At 44.8% G+C, this 19,030-nt stretch carries 20 protein-coding genes; 4 read left to right on the top strand and 16 right to left on the bottom strand.

The genetic code is table 11. The features are described from left to right. Positions 1-20: 20 nt before the first annotated feature. Positions 21-1,022: a Gfo/Idh/MocA family oxidoreductase gene (locus tag FRZ06_17455; protein QOX65005.1), complete on the bottom strand. Its 1,002-nt coding sequence runs from the start codon at positions 1,020-1,022 to the stop codon at positions 21-23. Between the two features lie 223 nt (positions 1,023-1,245). Here FRZ06_17455 and FRZ06_17450 point away from each other — a divergent pair, with 223 nt between their 5' ends. Further along, positions 1,246-2,076, top strand: a complete 831-nt coding sequence (locus FRZ06_17450) for a MurR/RpiR family transcriptional regulator (protein QOX65004.1) — start codon at positions 1,246-1,248, stop codon at positions 2,074-2,076. A gap of 83 nt (positions 2,077-2,159) precedes the next feature. Here FRZ06_17450 and FRZ06_17445 read toward each other — a convergent pair whose 3' ends face one another. Further along, complete coding sequence (locus tag FRZ06_17445) at positions 2,160-2,555, bottom strand: DtxR family transcriptional regulator (protein ID QOX65997.1); 396 nt, start codon at positions 2,553-2,555, stop codon at positions 2,160-2,162. A gap of 278 nt (positions 2,556-2,833) precedes the next feature. On the opposite strand from FRZ06_17445, the gene FRZ06_17440 reads away from it, so the two are divergent. The 3 genes from FRZ06_17440 to FRZ06_17430 all read left to right on the top strand — a co-directional run bounded on the left by FRZ06_17440 (position 2,834) and on the right by FRZ06_17430 (position 6,390). Beyond that, positions 2,834-3,070, top strand: coding sequence for a ferrous iron transport protein A (locus FRZ06_17440; GenBank protein ID QOX65003.1), 237 nt, complete (start codon positions 2,834-2,836; stop codon positions 3,068-3,070). A 134-nt stretch (positions 3,071-3,204) separates the two neighbouring features. Then, entirely contained in the window at positions 3,205-5,388 is a 2,184-nt protein-coding gene (gene feoB / locus FRZ06_17435) for a ferrous iron transport protein B (GenBank protein QOX65002.1), read from the top strand. A 30-nt stretch (positions 5,389-5,418) separates the two neighbouring features. After that, on the top strand, positions 5,419-6,390 hold the full coding sequence (locus FRZ06_17430; protein ID QOX65001.1) for a cation transporter: 972 nt from the start codon (positions 5,419-5,421) through the stop codon (positions 6,388-6,390). Positions 6,391-6,509: 119 nt separating this feature from the next. Here the strand turns inward: FRZ06_17430 and FRZ06_17425 are convergent, their stop codons facing one another. From FRZ06_17425 to FRZ06_17360, 14 genes are all read right to left on the bottom strand, one after another. Beyond that, the gene (locus tag FRZ06_17425) at positions 6,510-7,307 is read right to left on the bottom strand and encodes an ABC transporter ATP-binding protein (protein ID QOX65000.1); all 798 of its coding nucleotides are present in this window, start codon (positions 7,305-7,307) and stop codon (positions 6,510-6,512) included. Then, positions 7,298-8,161: an ABC transporter ATP-binding protein gene (locus FRZ06_17420; GenBank protein ID QOX64999.1), complete on the bottom strand. Its 864-nt coding sequence runs from the start codon at positions 8,159-8,161 to the stop codon at positions 7,298-7,300. The genes FRZ06_17425 and FRZ06_17420 overlap by 10 nt, the downstream gene beginning before the upstream one ends. Next, positions 8,149-8,925, bottom strand: coding sequence for an energy-coupling factor transporter transmembrane protein EcfT (locus FRZ06_17415; GenBank protein ID QOX64998.1), 777 nt, complete (start codon positions 8,923-8,925; stop codon positions 8,149-8,151). Before FRZ06_17415 ends, FRZ06_17420 begins: the two co-directional genes overlap by 13 nt. An 88-nt stretch (positions 8,926-9,013) precedes the next feature. Beyond that, a complete protein-coding gene (locus FRZ06_17410; protein QOX64997.1) occupies positions 9,014-9,640 on the bottom strand; it encodes an ECF transporter S component in 627 nt (208 codons plus the stop codon). Between the two features lies 1 nt (position 9,641). Beyond that, on the bottom strand, positions 9,642-10,391 hold the full coding sequence (locus FRZ06_17405) for a nucleoside phosphorylase (GenBank protein ID QOX64996.1): 750 nt from the start codon (positions 10,389-10,391) through the stop codon (positions 9,642-9,644). Between the two features lie 5 nt (positions 10,392-10,396). Beyond that, the gene (locus tag FRZ06_17400) at positions 10,397-11,074 is read right to left on the bottom strand and encodes a Crp/Fnr family transcriptional regulator (GenBank protein ID QOX64995.1); all 678 of its coding nucleotides are present in this window, start codon (positions 11,072-11,074) and stop codon (positions 10,397-10,399) included. A 507-nt stretch (positions 11,075-11,581) separates the two neighbouring features. Beyond that, a complete protein-coding gene (locus tag FRZ06_17395; protein ID QOX64994.1) occupies positions 11,582-12,064 on the bottom strand; it encodes a hypothetical protein in 483 nt (160 codons plus the stop codon). Next, entirely contained in the window at positions 12,048-12,263 is a 216-nt protein-coding gene (locus FRZ06_17390; protein QOX64993.1) for a helix-turn-helix transcriptional regulator, read from the bottom strand. The genes FRZ06_17395 and FRZ06_17390 overlap by 17 nt, the downstream gene beginning before the upstream one ends. Before the next feature lie 199 nt (positions 12,264-12,462). Further along, the gene (locus FRZ06_17385) at positions 12,463-13,380 is read right to left on the bottom strand and encodes a M23 family metallopeptidase (protein ID QOX64992.1); all 918 of its coding nucleotides are present in this window, start codon (positions 13,378-13,380) and stop codon (positions 12,463-12,465) included. Then, positions 13,377-14,621, bottom strand: coding sequence for a hypothetical protein (locus tag FRZ06_17380; GenBank protein ID QOX64991.1), 1,245 nt, complete (start codon positions 14,619-14,621; stop codon positions 13,377-13,379). The genes FRZ06_17385 and FRZ06_17380 overlap by 4 nt, the downstream gene beginning before the upstream one ends. 149 nt (positions 14,622-14,770) lie before the next feature. Next, the gene (locus FRZ06_17375) at positions 14,771-15,442 is read right to left on the bottom strand and encodes a hypothetical protein (GenBank protein ID QOX64990.1); all 672 of its coding nucleotides are present in this window, start codon (positions 15,440-15,442) and stop codon (positions 14,771-14,773) included. Between the two features lie 114 nt (positions 15,443-15,556). Beyond that, a complete protein-coding gene (locus tag FRZ06_17370; GenBank protein ID QOX64989.1) occupies positions 15,557-16,384 on the bottom strand; it encodes an energy-coupling factor transporter transmembrane protein EcfT in 828 nt (275 codons plus the stop codon). Beyond that, positions 16,377-18,191 carry an ABC transporter ATP-binding protein gene (locus FRZ06_17365; GenBank protein QOX64988.1) on the bottom strand — a complete coding sequence of 605 codons (1,815 nt, stop codon included), beginning with the start codon at positions 18,189-18,191 and terminating at the stop codon, positions 16,377-16,379. The genes FRZ06_17370 and FRZ06_17365 overlap by 8 nt, the downstream gene beginning before the upstream one ends. A 1-nt stretch (position 18,192) precedes the next feature. Further along, positions 18,193-18,903 (bottom strand): ECF-type riboflavin transporter substrate-binding protein, encoded by a 711-nt coding sequence (locus FRZ06_17360; GenBank protein ID QOX64987.1) that lies wholly within the window; start codon positions 18,901-18,903, stop codon positions 18,193-18,195. Positions 18,904-19,030 lie beyond the last annotated feature (127 nt).

Raw genomic sequence — 19,030 nt, 5'->3', positions numbered from 1 at the left:
TACATTAAATGATTCAACAATTAAACTTCTACTTCTTTTCCTTCTGCAATGGATCTTTCAATGGCATCAACTACACGCAAGGAATCATAAGCTTCTTTTGGTGTAATAATCGATTTGGTACCAGAGACTACATTATTGATAAAAGCGTACAATTGTTCTGATAAGTCACCTGAGGTTTCTCCATTGGCCTCATACCAATGTCTTGAATCGGGATAAGCGATTCTTTTATCGCTGACAAACCGAACACCATTATCGCAGGAATCAACATAGGCGACACCCTTTGTTCCAACGAGCTCCAGTTTATCATCAATCGTCGTAGGTGAATTTTCCGGCAAAACCCAACAAGCTTCCATACACGCAATTGCACCGTTTGCATACGTGACAATTGCATAGATCACATCATCCATATCATGTTCTTTTAGCAGCACACTTCTGCTTTTTGCAAATACTTTAACCGGCTCACTCTGCATATACCAGTTAATATAATCAATATCATGTATCATAACATGCATGCTGAGATCAGAAGCGCCAATATACCGCCTCGGCCCGATAATCGGACTATTCCTTCTGCAGTAGAGATGAATGATGTCCCCCAGCTCCCCCTCATCCAACGCACGTTTTATCATGCTGAACCTCGGATCGAACCTTAGCAGAAATCCAACGGTAAACACTTTATCATAGTCCTTCGTAATTTCATACATAGCTTTACCGTCTGCAAGCTCCTTCGCCAGTGGCTTTTCCAGCAGAATATGCTTTTTATTTTGCACCGCGATTTCAACAGCTTCCCTATGAAGGTTATCAGGCAAAACAATACTTACCGCATCAATTTCTGGATCAGCCAGCATTTCCTTATAATGCTTGTACGTTTTACACCCGAACTCCTCTTGCGCTTTCGCTCTTCTCTCGTCGCTATATTCGCATATTGCCACGAGATCAACATTGGACATCTTTCGGTAAATCCTTGCATGGATTTGACCCATCTGTCCAAGACCAATTACACCAACTTTTACGACATGATTCATTTCCCTTCTCCTTTAAAAATTATTATCTTTCATCCAACCCAAGTTCCAACCATTCTAATGTTCGAAAATTGAAATTACTTTCATTATTTTATTTATGTCTGTTAGTAATTTCAATTGCATTGTATCACTTGAAATTACTTGCGTCAACACATTTGTTATTGAAAATAATTTCATACTATGATATAGTACTATTGTCTTAATTTTGATAGAAAGGGAAAAGGATGTGCGATATCAGCCTCTGCGGATATCATCCAAATCAAATATGAAAGAATTAAACTTTCAAAATCGTTTACAGCTTTATGGCAGCAGCTTATCAAAAAGTGAGATGAGAGTGGCCGAATTTATAGCAAGTAACACAATTGATGCAGCCATAATCTCCAGCAATGATCTGGCACAAAACGTTGGAACATCAAACTCTACGATAAGCAGATTCTGCCAAAAACTTCAGTACCGGAATTATATTGAGCTCCAAACACTGTTAAAGGCAGAAAACAATACACAGACGAATTCATTCGATGTGGTCGACCGCCTGAATCATTATTACGATGTCGTCTTTTCCTCTACAGCTGAACTATTAGACAAAAATACCTTCAGCAAGTTTATAGAGCAGCTACAGAACGCAGATCAAATACTCGTATGCGGGATAGGAAGTTCCGGCTTAACAGCCATTGAGTTGAGCTCCAGGTTAATGCGTATGGGATTATCCTCCCAAGCAATAACAGACAGCTCTTTAATGTTAATGAAAGCAAACCGGTTTTCGCCCCGCGATCTGTTGATTGCGATCTCTACATCCGGAGAAACGCAAGAAGTCTTAAAAACATGCGCCATTGCAAATAATATCAAAACGCCAATCTGTGCACTTACCAAAAATAACAACACACAATTGACCGCTTTATCTGACATTACCCTTTTCGTCAGTGATGAAAACCAGATTCATGATAATTTGTTTGTTAATACGCAGTTATCTTTTTTGTTCATGATCGATATCATTACTTATACTTTGCTGATGAACCCAACTTATAATGCGAGTTACCAGAAAGCCCAGCATATATAGAAGAAAACACGAAAACCAACGCCATGCATAGTAAATCTTGCTTGACGTTGGTTTCTTTTTACCATCCCGCTCTCCGCATTAAGCTACAGCTTCTTGTGTTCCAAAAAAAGCTCATGAAGCTCTGGATGATCATAGAAGAAGTCGCATAGGCTTTTTATATTCAGAACCGTACCAGTGCTGAGATTATGCTCGATCAATTCTATTTGTTTTAGAATTTCACTTTCCTCCGAACCGAGCAGCTCAAAAAATTCTCCCAGAATATTATGCCGCTCCAAAAGAAAATGCCCGATCTCCAGCCCTTTGTCACTCAGATTGACAATCCCATACCGCTCATATTTTATCAGTCCAAGAGTTCCCAGTCTCTGCACCATCTTTGTAGCAGAGGAAGCTCTGACATTCAGAAGCTGCGAAAGCTTGCTGATTCTCGCATATCCCTCTTCCTGACAACACCTGTAGATCATCTCCAAATAATCCTCCATTGCCGGGGTAATCAATTCTTTGTTCTGTTTGAGCAGTTGATAACCCCGTACCGTATAATATTCCTCCTGTCCCAGACCAATCACCCCCAGGGAATCGTTGTCATTCTATTGAATGAAAATATCAAATTGAAAAGCGAATTCATATTCTGATCCAACCAAAAAATAGGATTCACTATTTTATTTATATGAGTAACACTCCTGTTCTAGTTAACATATTTTAGCCTAGGGAAACATTCTTTCCCCAATCTATTACATTTTATAAAATAGGAGGTTCATTCATGGAACAGTTTATTCCTCTGAATGATTTACCAATAGGAAGCAAGGCACGCGTAAAGCTGCTTCGTTCGGAAATGGAAACCAGGAGAAGACTGCTTGATTTAGGGCTTGTATCTGATACGGAAGTGGAAGCTCTGCAGAAAAGCCCATCCGGCGATCCGACAGCATATCAAATTCGCGGCACCGTAATCGCGCTTCGTTCAGAGGATGCTTGCGGCATCATGGTCGAAGCGATCTAACGCAATTATAAGGAGCAGTTTTCGACGCCATCCGCTGGGTTTTCTGGTTTAGCGCATCGGATTCTGCTCCCAGTGTACTGACCAAGGGATCATCTGAAGAAGAAAATTATTTAAGAAATATGGAGGTAACAAGAATGGGCCTGACAAGTCAGTCGACAGGAGCTGGCATATTAGAATGCGATCTTAAAGTTGACCGAGGAGGTCGTGACGACAAACTCATCGCACTGGCCGGAAATCCCAATGTTGGGAAAAGTACCGTATTTAATAGCTTAACCGGGATGAACCAGCATACCGGAAACTGGCCGGGGAAAACAGTTACGAATGCTCAGGGAAGATACCGGCATAACGGCAAGGATTTCACCCTTATGGATTTGCCGGGAACGTATTCTCTTTCTGCGAATTCAGTAGAAGAAGAGGTGGCACGTGACTTTATTTGCTTCGGCAATCCTGATACAACCGTAATTGTGACAGATGCAACCTGCCTGGAGCGCAATTTATTTCTCGTACTACATACTCTAGAGATCACAGACCGAATCGTTCTATGTGTAAACCTTCTGGATGAAGCGGAAAGAAAAAAGATTCAAGTTGACTTGAAAGCGTTAAACCGCTTGCTTGGTATCCCTGTCATCGGAACCAGTGCCAGAAGCGGAAGAGGCCTGGATCAGCTGATGGACGCAGTATATGCGGCAGCGGATACGACTGATCCTGTAAACGCCGAAGATCTTAAGGGAGCAAGTGCACCAGTCCCGCTAAAGGTGCGGTACGACAATGTGATTGAACAGGCCATTGATATTCTGGAACCATATGTCCGCAGCCTGCTCAAGAGTCAAATCGACAGTCGCTGGGTCAGCCTAAAACTGCTGGATGGGGACGAATCCCTGATGAATTCTTTACAAAAGTACTTGGAGTTTAACTTAAAGGCTGACGAGATGCTGATTCAGAAGCTGGACGAAGCGAAATTGTTATTAAACAATGCGGGATTTGGGCAAGAGCAGCTCCGGGATAGAATTGCATCAACGATCGTATCCTGTGCTGAAAAAATCTGCTGCGAATCAGTTACCTTTGCCGCAGAAACTTATAATGATACGGATCGAAAAATTGATCGAATCGTCACATCCAAAACCTTTGGGATCCCTATTATGATCGGGCTTCTTGGGGTTGTTTTCTGGCTAACCATAAACGGCGCCAACTATCCTTCTCAAATGCTTGCATCCTTCCTTTTCGGCATTGAAGACCATTTGACAGAGCTATTTACCCAATTGGGCACCCCTTCCTGGGTTCATGGAATCTTAGTACTGGGCATGTATCGGACATTGGCTTGGGTAATCTCTGTAATGCTGCCTCCGATGGCGATCTTCTTCCCGCTTTTTACCTTGCTGGAGGATTTGGGCTATCTTCCGCGTGTAGCCTTCAATCTGGATAATTTCTTTAAAAAATCCTGCGCACATGGTAAGCAGGCGCTGACTATGTGCATGGGCTTTGGCTGCAATGCTGCTGGAATCATCGGCTGCAGAATCATCAACTCCCCAAGAGAGAGGCTGATTGCAATGATCACCAATAATTTCGTTCCCTGCAACGGCAGGTATCCCACGCTGATTGCAATTATAACCATGTTCTTCGCAGGGGTTCTCACCGGCCCTGCAAAGTCCATTGCATCGGCAGCGCTTCTGACCGCAGTCATCGTTCTGGGCGTCGTTATGACCCTGCTCATCTCCAGAATTTTATCCAAGACGATCTTAAAAGGTCTTCCCTCTTCCTTTGCCTTGGAGCTACCGCCGTATCGGATGCCTCAAATCGGGAAAGTAATTGTGAGATCTGTTTTTGACCGAACGCTGTTCGTCCTTGGCCGCGCTGTCGTGATCGCCGCACCAGCAGGTATGGTCATCTGGCTCCTAGCCAACATCTATGTGGGCGATGTCAGCCTGCTGACGCAATGTGCAACCTTCCTTGATCCCTTTGCCCGGCTCATTGGGCTTGACGGTTACATTCTCATGGCATTTATTCTTGGATTTCCAGCCAATGAAATTGTGATCCCCATCATGATCATGAGTTATATGGCTGCAGGCAGCATGCTGGAGCTGGATAGCCTTACCCAATTGAGGGAACTGCTGCTCTCCCACGGATGGACCTGGCTCACCGCAGTATGCGTAATGCTGTTCTCCTTGATGCACTGGCCCTGCGGTACAACGTGCCTGACCATTCGAAAGGAAGCTCAAAGCTGGAAGTGGACTCTGGTTGCATTTCTCATCCCCACAGTTACGGGCATTGCCATCTGTTTTATCGTAGCAAATACCGTTAGGCTGCTGGGATTGGCATAGCGCCAACCCCATATCTATGGAGGCATTCCCATGACCGAATCTCATTCCAGTCATGAAACGATGATACAGAGTCAAAAGAAACTAGTGGTTACAATTATACTCGTATCCTTCATTCTGACTGCAAAATTCATAGGCGCATACACCACTAAAAGTCTAGCCCTGCTTAGTGATTCCTGGCACCTTGCCACAGACCTCATTTCGCTGATCATCAGCTGGTGGGGAATCCGAAGTTCTTTAAAACCGGCCTCAACCAAGTATTCATACGGGTACTGCCGTTACAGTGTTTTTACTGCCTTGATCAACAATGTATCTCTGATTCTCATTTCTATCTACATCTTGTATCAAGCGATATTAAGGTATTTCCATCCCGTTGAGATTGCACCCCGCGGAATGATTCTATTATCAGTCTTAGGGTTGATGATTAATTTAGCAATTATTCGGAACCTGGGCAATCATTCTAAAAATGCAAATGTAAAAAGTGTATTTCTTCATTTTATGGGTGATGCGCTCTCTGACGTGGGTGTTCTCCTTGGCGGTGTTATTATTTTGCTCACCGGCCAGCACGGTGTCGATACATTATTAAGCGCTGCACTTGCATGTCTGATCTTGAAAAATGCCCTTAGAATGTGCTATGAATGTACTAAGATTTTATTGGAGGCTGTCCCCAGGGACATCTCAATTGAAGAGCTCAGGGATGCGCTGAAAGAGATTCAGGAAATTGTTGATGTAAAGGACATCCATGTATGGAGCTTATCCATGGAAACGTTAGCAATGACAGCACATATCTGCATTCATGAAGCCAATATGTCTCTTTATGAAACTACATTACACAAGGTACAACATATGTTGAAAGAGCAATTTGGCATTGAACACTCTGCAATTCAGATTGAAAATTTACCCTGCAGCAGCTGCTATCACAGCAAACCGGATCATAGTCTCGGCTGCAATCTATGCGTAGACTGCACCCGGGTCTCTACAGACGTTCAAAAGAAACGGTGTTGACCAAAGCAGCACGAGCAAAAGGTTTCTATAGAAACTGCTTATAAGAAACGGCTTTGAGAAAAAATATTTTCTCAAAGCCGCAAGTCTAATATCTCTTTATCGTTATTAATCGCTCAAATTTATTTTTGAATGGCACTCACAAATTCATCGATGCTTAGAAAGCTCTCCCTCCACCCCAGCTCCGTGCAGAGCTTCATAACATCGGGTTGTTCCAGATAAGCCTTTTCCAGCACATCTCTCTGTAGGAAAACAGATTTGGTATCATCATCAGCAATCATCTTGCCGCTGGCAAAAACAATGGTTCTCTCGAACACGTCCGCCACAAAATTCATGTCGTGGGTAATGGTGATTACTGTTTTTCCTTGATTTCGAAGCTGCAAAACAATCTCTTTCAGCCGCTCTTTTCCCGCGTAATCCTGCGCGATGGTAGGCTCATCAAATAGAATCACCTCCGTGTCCATTGCCAGAATGGATGCCACTGCGACCAGTTTTCTTGAGGACAAACCCAAATCATAGGGATTTGTGGTCTCAAGCCCGGAAAGGCCCACAGTTTCCAGTGCTTGTTTCGCTTTCCCGAGGGCAGCTTCCTTATCCATACCGATCTGCAGCGGGCCAAACATTACTTCGTCAAGCACCTGATATTTGAAAATCTGATCATTGGGATTCTGAAATACCATGCCAACCTGCTTTGCCAGCATGGCCACAGTCATCTCCTTTGTACGGGTTCCATTCAGCAGGATTTCGCCCCTTGTAGGTTTCAGCAGCCCCTTGAGAAGCTTTGCAAAGGTTGTCTTACCGGCTCCGTTCTGCCCGATGATTGCCGTCGATCGAGCATCAATGGTAAAGTCCATGCCTTTTATAACTTCTTCCTCTGCAGTATAGGAAAAATGCAGATCCTTGATTTCAATTACAGCCATTCTGGATCATTTCCCCCTTTCCGCAGCAATACCTGCTTGGCTTCCTCCAGTGTGACCGGATAGCAGCCCGTACCTTCCATTGTCAAATTCAGCCTTTTACTGATCTGGGTGTAAACCGGAGCTTCCACACCGTAATGCTCCAGATCTTCCCGAGAAAAAATTTTCTGGGGAGTATCAAAATCGATGAGCATTCCATCTTCGAGCAATGCCACCCGATTGCTGTACTGGGCGATTTTTTCCATATTGTGTTCTACCAGAATGATTGTAATGCCCTGGCCGCATAATTTCTGAACCGCTTGAAATACTTCTTCTCTGCCCTGTGGATCAAGCTGGGAGGTAGGTTCATCAAGGATGATCACCTGAGGCTGCATGGCAATGACGCCAGCGATGGCCATGCGCTGCATCTGCCCGCCGGATAAATCAAAGGGATATCGATCTTTGTATTTACTGATATCCAAAAGCTCCATGGCGTTGTCAATGCGGCGTATCATTTCCTCTTTAGGAACTCCCATGTTTTCGAGTCCGAAAGCGATTTCCTCATACACGGTTGCTTTCGCACCGGTTACCTGATTGAAAGGATTCTGAAAAACGGTTCCAACCGTTTCACAAAGCTCGTCAACAGGTACTTTTTTTACTTCGATATCATCGATCAGTATCTTGCCGCCGTAAGCACCTTTATAAAAATTGGGGATCAGCCCTGCGATCGCCTGGCAGAGGCTGCTCTTTCCAGATCCGTTTCTTCCTATAATTCCAATGAATTCTCCTGTCTCAATGGATAGGGAAATATCATTCAGTGCAAGCCGCTCCGTGCCGGGGTATTTATATTTCAGGTGTTCGATGTTTATGCCAGCCATTGGGTTACCCTCCATACTGCCACAGCAGCAATCAGTACCGGCAAAGCAATCTGTATGTAGCGGTCGCCAGCGGTTTTTACCTCGTCATTTAGAAATGTTTTCCTTTTCCTTGAATTAAAGCCTCTGACCTCAAGCGCCAAAGCTCTTTCTTTTGTATTGATCAGTGAGCTCATAATGACCGGTGCAATCAGCGGAATAAATGCCTTGATCCGAACGCCCAGACTGCCTTCGGTTTCCATGCCTCTGCTCCTTTGCGCGTCCGTTATGGTGCTCATGGTTTCCGTCATTTGAGGTATAATCTGAAATACCGAAATGAAAACATAACCGAATCTCGGGGAAAATCCTCGTCTCACAAAATTTTCCATCATATCAGAAGGCTTTGTTGTTAGAATCAATACGCAGAAGCTCATCAGAATATTGACGATATTGATCAGAATTCCAAGCGCATAATCCACACCCTCCCGGTAAAAAACTGCCGGACCAATGGCAAACATGGGGGTTTCATTTCCCCACCAAAACATTCCCTGGATAATCAGGACGGTCAGAAGTACAAAGCCTGACACGGCCAAAAGAGGCAGGGTTCTTCTCAGCACCTTCCCATATAACAGCAATGCGGTACTCACCGCAATCAGAACAAGTCCAGCCCACCGGATCCCCATGAGTGCCGGTATTGTTATAGCCGCAATCACATACCAGATCTTGCTCTCAGGCGCGACCTTGTTCAACATTGTTCCTTTATCCACATACAAACTGATGGTTTTCAAAAGTAGGCTCCTCTCTAGGATAGCGTATTAAAATAACTGGTTAGTTAGAAAACGCAACCAGTTATTTGTGCTGCACGAATGAATTCGATCAGTCTTTTTTCAGATCATCGGTATGATCCAGACTTTCAATCTCCTCATCACTGTGGAATAGGCTGACCAAATTCTTGGGCAGACCCTTCATGATTGCAAATACGATGAGGACAACCGCCAGCTTATCCGGCACATCTACAACCAGTTCATCCAAGCCGGAAGAAATCCAGACCGGCAAACCTTGTGATGCACACCATGCATAAAGCGCATCGCCCCAGATGTTTCCTGTTGTTCCTCCCCAGAAAATAATGTTCAATGGGGTTGAAATAATTACAGCAACGACACCAACAATAATACCTGTAATAATTGCACCTTTTATATTTTTCATAAACCCCTTATGAGCGAGTATTCCCACCGCAATTCCGATACCGATGTTCGTCAGTGCATAAATCGTTGAAATAGGATCCATAGTAAGTCCGTAAATAATATTGTTGGCTGCTCCGCAGATGGCACCTACGATTGGGCCGGCAAGCACTGCGGCGATACAGGTTCCGATGGAATCCAGCCAAAGTGGGAGTTTTAAAAGCCCGGCAAACAGTTTCCCAAGATAATTGATTCCGATTGCCGCAGGAATCAGAACCAGTGTCGCTGAATTAAATGACATTGACCATAATTTCTTTTTCATGCTAAACATCTCCTTTATTTTTTTCTTCGTTAACAAAAGCTTCCAAAGCGACTAGAATTTCATTGCTTTCGCCCTGGATCATCCGTGTGTTTCCATCAACATATCCGTTGATGTTATTCGTCAAATCCCCTTTGAACTCCACAACGGTATTCAAAACTGATGCAGTTTTCACGCCTCTTAGAGAGCCGATGGTAAATAAAGCTGCCGTCTCCATGTCAGATCCCATTACGCCTCTCCTCGACCAGTATTCTGTTATCTCCTCCTCTCTGTCAATATAAAAGCTGTCGTGACTCCTTGCTATTCCCACAAAATGGCGAACCTCACATTTTTGTGACGCTTGAATCAAGCTCATCAGGAGCTGGGTGTCGGGTATGGCAGGATAAATGCTTTCCACGTATGCCTTGGACGTCCCCTCGTCTCTTACAGCTCCGTTTACGATCAGAAGATCGCCTAGCTTCATCCTCGTATCCAGTGCCCCGCAGCTCCCGATGCGGATCATATATTCCACTCCGATATTGCGAAGTTCCTCCACCGCAATTCCCGTTGATGCGCCTCCCATTCCGGTGGAAACCGCCAGAACTTTAACGCCTTTGTAATATCCGCTGACGCTTCGCATTTCGCGGTTGTACGCAAGCTCTTCTACATCAGATAAGAAGTTCTTTATATTGTTTAGTCTTGCCGGATCACCCGGCAGCAGCGCATATTTTGCTTTATCTTTTTCACTGAGCCGGATATGAGACTGTAATTCCATTGTTGTTAATCCCTTTCTTCTTCCTGTAGCTTTTGATGATCCTTTATCACAATATAGGATTTATTGATTTCAATAATCTCTTTCTCTTTCAGCTGCTTCAGTATGCGGTTCACACTCCTCTGGGTAACCGCCATATGTTCGCTCAGCGTTTCCGAATTGACGGAAATTCTGCCCTCAGGCCGGTCTCCATGATCCAGCAGGAATCTACAGATTCTGCTTTTCAGCGTGTACAGAGTATTTGCACCCATGTTGCTGCAAAGCTTGTAGGTACTGTCGCAAAGGGTACGAATGAAATAATCGTTCAGATTCCGGTCCAACTGAACCCACCTGACGAAATCCTCCCGGGCGATCTCAAAGAGCTTTACATCTGTCCTGGCTTCCACGGTGCTGATATAGGGAAAGCTTCCGAACATCTCAAGTTCGCCGATATAATTGCCTTTCCGATATGTATTCAAGTAGTATTTCTTGCCATGCTCCGATTCTACCGAAATTCCCAATTCCCCCTCCAGTACGATATACATGAAATCATGGATCTCACCCTGGTTTAAGGTAAACGATCCGGCACGGAACTCTCTGATGGAGATGTTACGGAGGATCTCGTAGGGACATTGCTTCATGATGTTATAGATGATCGGATCCTTTTCAAGAATTTCACTAATTTCTTTTACATAGTTCCTTCCCATCGTATCTCCTTTTCTTCACAGCCAATGGGGGAGAAGCGCGGTTGCCCCTACCGGCAAGGCCGCAGCCAACCCCTTCATCAACCTTGGCTGCGAATCGTAACAGGTGATTCTTGATCGTACAGGTGATTCATGTATGATACAAAAATTATAATTCCGACAGAGAATTAAGTAAAGGAATATTGTCCCAGCCACATCTCAATCTTTCATAATTTACCAGAAAGGCCGTTCCCTTTGAGGACAAATGTCCTCAAGCTGCAAAGGTACGGACTCTGTCAGAACGTGAGCTCAACAGTCACACATGAAAAAGCCCTGCATAATGGTTGATTATGCAGGGTTTTCACTATTTCTTTGCATCGATTTTTTTACCTCTGCTCAGCCACCGCCGATTTCATCAGAATCGCTGTAGACACCGGGCACAATGCAATTTCCGTCCTTATCCTTCTTCGGGCATTCATTAGACATAAGGTTCACCTCCAGCAACTATTTTCTAATAGTATCTTCTAAACCTCATCTTTTATCCAGATCATTCTCATCACCTCTGCGCTCCAGCGCTGCCGCACGCTTTCGATAGATCACAGCGGCAAAAGACAGTGCCAGTAAGGTTAGTAAAAACGTAAATGCCATGGTGAAGACGCCTGCTGCGATTGCCCCATAGAGTTTTCCATAATTGTGATATGATGCTGCAACATTAATGATACCGGTAGCCGTACCTCCAGCCAGACTGATCAGCAGATGGGTTTTCAACGAAGGGACAAGCTTTCTATCCCAGATACCGTTCTTAATGCAGGCCACAAGCAGATAAAATGCCAGCAGCATAAAAACAATGCATTCTCCCGCGATTTCCCGCAAAACCCCTGCTCCACCTATGATCAGCTGAATTATAATTGCAGCAAAAAGACCCCAGAAAGCAAACCACACGCCAAAATGCTCTATTCTCAGCAACTTTTGCTCCTGCATCTCATCCAGTCTATTGTTACCTTTCATCCTCATTCTCCTCCTCCCAAAATAGATCGTCCAGGGTCTTTCCCAATACCTTGCAGATAGCCCTGCATAACTTTATCGTCGGATTATACTCGCCCTGCTCGATCGCATTAATGGTCTGTCGTGAAACACCCACCACTTGGGCAAGGTCTTTCTGCGTCATATCCTGCTGCACCCGAGCAACCTTGATTTTAAGATTTCGCCCCACACAATCACCTCCTTATTTTCATAATATAATATATAAGACAAAATGTCAAATATATATTACACAATTTTAGAACATGAGGGTTTTTGGGTTAGGATTTTTAGGTTGAGAAAAGTAAGATTCCCGCGAGGGACAGTGGGTTGCCGTAAAAAAAGAAGCCGGTTTGGCTTTCGCTAAACCGGCCTGTATCGATTCCCCTATCTTAATGGGTAATCGTATTTGAAAAGTATCCGTATTTCATGGAATTTGCGTTGGGATTTGGGTTTGGATTGTAAAACTTCGAAGGAGCCCAGGTGTAGGGGTAGGACACATTGATGTTTCTTTTGATTCGCACCATCCACTGAACCTCACTTCCGATGGGATAGGTAGCTGGAGAGAAGGTATATGAGTAATCATAGCCGTTTCTCGTCATCAGTCCGCCGTCAATCCAGGCAACCTTGCCCTTTAGTCTATGATAAATTCTTACTTCTGCCGCAATCTCATTGTTGGTGTTCTGTGCCCCGCCAAAGACCACTGCAAGCTTTGCGATTCTGCCTCCGTTGAAGTGCACCTGGCTGTAGACATCCAAGTCTCTTCCATAATTCCATGCCGGTGTATTCCTGTAAAAGGTCTCGTTCCGATAGGAAAGTCTGCCGGACATACTGTTTTTCGTATACGCTCCAAAATGCAGATGAACAGAGCCGGGACTTCCATAGTCACCCACGAGACCGACAATATCTCCCTGCAGGCAATATCCTGTCTTCAGGATTTTGGACATGTGTTGGTAATGGCAATAAGGGAGCCCATTTTTACCTCCCAAAGAAAGCGTATTGTAGGCACCTCCCAATGCCGTTGCATAACCGGTCTGTACCGCCACCACTCGGGTTCCCCGGGGAGCATAAAGATCCACACCAATGTGTGGAGAGGTTCCTGATCTTCTAGGCTCTGCCCATTTGCTGGTGATGGTAGCCCAAAGGGGATTGCCGGAGCTGCTCTGAAGGGGCGAAATCCAGCGTGTTGTTCCGTCATATGCTCCGGTAAATACAATGCTGTAATCACTCAGTGCAAAAACGGGAATTGTAACGCTGATACAAAAAATAATCGCCAGTATGAAAATCAAGAGTCGTTTTCGTCCAGTCATTGCTTCTCACCTCCGGACAAATCATAGCTCCAAGTGGATTGCTCAATGATTCCTTTGTTGTCTTTTCCTGCAACCACCAGCAGTGTTTCGTTATCCGCCCAGTAAAACTCGATTAGAAAATCGCTGTCACCTGGCAGGGAATCGATCTTTATTTTTTTATTTTCTGTGAGGCTAGTAACCTGAACATATCTTGTATCCTTGCTGCCTTCAGGGATATATAGGCAAGCAAATTTTGTACTGTCGGGACTGAATCCGTAGTTTCCTCCTCTGACTCTTGTCTGCCATCCCATTTTCACAGATTTGATTTCCTTTAGTCCATCGGCCCCCATATATCTTGCAAAATGGATCTCAGGGCTGCCCAAGACCTCCGCGTATGCAATGACGCCATCCTGAACTGCATAGACAAAAGGATCTGATCCGACCATCGCAAGCGGCACCTCCTCCTCATCGAGAGGAACCGCTACATACGCTGTCTTATCCTCGCTTATTTTCATGCAGAGCAGTGTATTCGGGTCAAGCCATCCTTCCAGCATATAGGTTGCATCGCCATCCCTGGCAGAAATGCTTTCCATCCCGGTCGTCAAATCCAAAACATACAGAGCATTTCTATCATTAAAGATGTCGTGCTTGTTGGAAATATAGGCGAGTTTTGTACTGGTAGGGTCTGGTGTAACATTCTCATTCCACCGTACAATATTTTCTTGATAAAGCTCTGCCGACTGCTGCGCCAGAGCATCGTAGCTCATCGTATTATAATCAGCAGGCGAAATTCTTTTTGCCTGCTTGGAATCAACAGACCAAATTCCTAGGTCAGATGCCAGAAATGACTGCTGACCATCGGGTGTTATCACAAACTGTACACCGAGCTCATCGGAATTGTTTGGGACTGCCATGACAATTCCTTCGGAGGTGACTTGTTTCATCTTGATCCGGTCACTCCCTTGAAGCGTTTTAACGGTTACATTAAAGTTCTCCGCTTCACCGATTCCACTGTCCTCATTCAAGGTGCGAATCTGTGCAGCCTCTTCCTCTGCACCCGCAGCTTTTACACCGCCGCTCTGCTTAAGATAATCACCGTCTTGCACCCGCTTGATCAGGATGGGGTTGTCACATTGTACTGAGAGGATCGAATAACTTTCGTCTGCCACGAAAGACCAATTTTTATCGTCTGCTGTACAGGAAGCTAAGGTTACCCCCAAAAACAGGGCAAGGCTGACCACAGCGGCAACTTTTTTCCCCATACGATCGCCTCCATTAAATAGATTTGACCATGAATCGGTGATTCATGGCCTTACTATTTCATTTCTATGCAATTTGATGGTTTTATGTTCCGCTGTGATCAGCCTGTATCAAAGCCATGGCGGCTCCCTTCTGATTCACTTGTCTCTTTTCAGTTTAATACGGTACCGCAATATTCGCATTCAACTTTTCGTCCCGGAATCACCTTATTGTTGGCACCGCAGCTTGGACAGCGAACATTTTTTTCTTCCTCCTGAGGAACAATCCTGCCCTTGGAGCTAACGTGTACTACTGGAGTGGTCTTGACCGCTTTTTCCTCAACTGTTTCGACAAAAACCAATTCTCTGGCCTCATCGTCAATAAAAGCATCCCGAATGGCCCCTTTTTTAATCATTTTTTGTAGGTCACTCCTAGTCTTTGTATAAGTTTTTCCCACCACAGACGCCAGACCGTCAATAGAAGTCAAGCCTTCCTGTTCAATCCACCGTTCATACTTGACAAAGTTCGCCTTAAATCTCTTTGCATTGATTCCGGTGAGAAATAAGAACAATCCGGGAATCAGAAAGTATAAGGACGTTCCAATGTCCAAAGACCGATCTGCGCTCTTTACAGTAAACATGAGAACGCCCATCAGCAGGTTTAGAATTCCGAAGGTAATGCCCACATTGGCTGCGCTTGCCGCCGCTGTAACCCCCATCTTCATTCTCCTTGAGTAGCAATAGATTCCTGCCGGCCAAAAGAATAGAATCAACAGGACGATTGCAGGCAAAGTATACCAAAATCCGATTTTATTACGATTGCGTGTAGCTAGTGTCTGTTCCATCTCACTTCTCCCCCGTTATTTTTAACAACATCAATAATGGCCATAGTCTATCTCCTTACACATTTTTTTTGCAGCGTATATTGACCGTAAGGATTACAAATAAAATTATTCTCATCAAAAGGGATACCAATAAACGGCCCCTACCGTAATCTTGATTGCAACACCGGCGGCAAGGACTGCAAAGGAAAGGGCCGCAAACGCCAAATCCATGCCGGTATAATTCTTCCTATGGTACCAGGTTCTCTTTTTGTTTTTACCGAAGCCTCTCAGATCCATTGCATTGGAAACCACTTCGATGCGGTTAAAAGAGCTGAGCAGAAGCGGCACCATAACCGTAGCATAATTCTTTAGCCTCGTGGCAAGTCCTGCGTCGCCTTTTCTGAATGCAACGCCTCTTGCTTCCTGCGCATTGATGATATTATCCACTTCGGTCTTCACGTCGGGGATATACCGCAGCGCGATATTTACCGCATATGCAACCCGGTAAGGAACCCCGATCCGATTCAGGCTGCTGGCAAAATTGCTGGGGTGCGTGGTGAAAATAAACAGGATCGTAATGGGCATGATCGCGATATATTTCAGTGACAGTGTAATGCAGTAAAAGATCGTCTCCAGAGTGATGGAATAAAAGCCCAGACGAAGAATCCCTGTGTAGCTTCCTGTCAATTTCGAACCGTACTCTGGGGTAATCAGCAATAGAAAGACTGAATTAAACAGTGTAAAAACAAAGATGAACGCAAACAATGGCCAGATTGCTTTTGCTGGAAGCTTAGATAATTTCAAGATGCCAAGTCCAACAAGCACCATTCCCAAGAAAACTCTCACATCCATGAAAGCAAAGGCAAAGCCAGTCCATGCGATGAGCATTAGCAGCTTGATGCTGCCATCTAAACCATGAAAAAGAGATTCCCGCTCAATATAAAGAGAGCCGCTCTTACTCATGAGGCACCTCCTCTCCTTCCCCTGGAGTCCTTCGCTTCATTGATTCCGTCATACCGGGGCCTGGGTTCGTCGCTGAAGTTACTCTTCTTGTGAAATATGCAATAAACGAGCTGAGATCTTCAACACCGAAAAGCCTTCCCATCCGTTCGATAGAGGTATGCTTCAGATTTGCCTTTCCGATAATCCAGGAGTCAGCCAGAATACGATCCATATAGTCTTTTGCAATGACTCTCCCGCTGGAAAGAACAACTCCGGTGTCGGCATATTCCAGTGCCAGATGCATGTCATGTGTAATCAGAATAATACCCACGCCGGTGTTTTTGATCTGATCAAGATAGGACATGAACTCTCGGTAGCTTGTGTAATCCTGGCCGGCTGTCGGCTCATCCAGGATAATTACTTTAGGCCCCATGGAAAGGATGGATGCAATGGTCACTCGCTTCTTCTGTCCGTAGCTCAATGAGGATACAGGCCAATTTCTGTATTCATAAAGACCACAGATCTTCAACGCTTCTTTTACCCTTGCATCAGTCTCTGCTTGATCGACACCGAAATTTCTGAGGCCAAAAGCCACTTCATCATAGATCATATCCTTGGTGATCATATGATTGGGGTTTTGCATTACAAATCCAATAGCAAGCGCTCTTTGCTTTGCGGTCCACGAATTGATACAATTCATTCCCAAAATCGAACTACCTTTATCGTCTTTCTTGTCCTCAGAATTCTTGTCTCCATAATAAATGGAACCCTCTTGGTATTTGACGATTCCGGAGATGGCCTTGAGCAGTGTGGACTTTCCGGCGCCGTTGTTTCCTACGATTGCCAGCATCTCTCCTTCTTTCACATCGAAGCTGACATCCTCTATGGTGTAGGGATCTTCCTTAAAGTAACGGAAGCTCACTCCCTGAAGTTTCAAGATCGTACGGTGATCCGGCCGTTGATCTGCAAACCGGTCCTCCATATATTTTTTTAATACTTGGTCCTTATATTTTATTGTATTTTCCAGAACAGAAATTCGGTCCTCTTCTTTCGCCTTTATGCCGCAGAGCTTAAGCATCTCCACGTAAAGAGGCTGTCTCAGACCATACCTTGGAAGTATGTCCTCAGCCAAAAGAAGATCCGGTGTTCCATTGAATACGATTCTTCCATCATCCACCACCACGACCCGGTCGAAACCGTGCTCCAGTACATCCTCAATCCGATGTTCGATGACGATAATGGTCTTTCCTGTTTTCCCATGAATATCTAAAATGGTCTCCATGGCTTTTTTGCCGCTGGCAGGGTCAAGGTTTGCCAAAGGCTCATCAAAGAGAAGAATCGGAACGTTCATGGCCAGAATCCCCGCGATCGCCACCTTCTGTTTCTGTCCGCCGGAAAGGCTTTGGGGAGGCTGATTCTTATGCTGCAGCATATCTACCTGTTCCAATGCACGATCAGCGGCAGTATGCATCTCCTCCGCGGAAATGCAGTCATTTTCAAGGGCAAAGGCTACGTCCTCTCCTGCTGACAGCCCTACAAACTGGCAGTCCTGATCCTGCAGAATACTGCCCACTTGTGTTCCCATGGCAAAGAGCGAAAGCTCCTTCGGTTCTTTTTGGTTTACAAGAACCCGGCCGCTCATTTCCCCTTTATAGGTAAAGGGAATTAGCCCATTGATACAATGGGCTAATGTTGATTTTCCGCTTCCGCTTTTTCCTGTTATTAATACCTTCTCTCCCTCATTGATGACCAGATCAATGTGATGGAGCGTAGGCTGGTCTAAATTACCGTATTGGAATGACACATCCTCGAATACAACTGATTTCATGTTAAAAGTCCTTTTTCAGTCCTTGATTCTTGGCCTTTGATTTCGCGATTAAAATTACAGCTGGGATGCCGATGACAGCAATGACCACCAGATTTGAAATGTTGGCAAGGGTGATCTGTACAAACAACTTCTCAGTAGGCTCGCTGTAGAGATATACATCACCCAGATATGCGATGACACTTCCTACAAACATGCCGATGAGAGACCACAGGTACATCAGGCCAATGTGGACCTTGGTGCAGATCCCGTTCAAGGGGTCAAATTTTTTATCAAAGCAGACGAAGCCTCCGAAGAGCCCCATTATGGCCGACAGGAAGACCCAGCTCCACCAAACATTGCCGTACATAAACGCATCATTCAGCGCATGTCCGATAAAACCAATGAGAAAACCCGCCGTGGGTCCAAAAAATGCACCAAAGATCGGAAGCAGTGCAATCGCAATCCGAAAAGAGGTATTGGGACCTACCGGAATTGATATTGCCGATAATGCAGCATAAAGCGCCGCACCGACACCAATTGCAACCACTGTTTTCGTACTCATATGTCTGCCTTTTTTCTTATTCAAAAGAGCGATGACGATGCAGAGTACCACGGCAACAATAACTGCGATGATGCCTTCTCTTGAGATTACTGATTGAAAAAATCCGCTGATTCCATTCATAATCTTTTCTCCTTTTCCACAAAATGAAATAAATGCGATTATAGTATACATGAATGCTTTTCAAATTTCCAGACTTTGCCCTTTTTTTCTTGTGAATTCCATTTCCTGCGTTCCAATGCCATTCTCCCTTCTTCTCACCCGACTGTTTGTCCAAAAACGGCAGGAGGGGATTTGGAGC

The sequence above is a fragment of the Clostridiales bacterium genome (genome assembly GCA_015243575.1).
Classification (GTDB): domain Bacteria; phylum Bacillota; class Clostridia; order Peptostreptococcales; family Anaerovoracaceae; genus Anoxybacterium; species Anoxybacterium hadale.
Note: the sequence above shows the minus strand (reverse complement) of the source record. Positions and strands in the feature narration are given on the sequence as shown.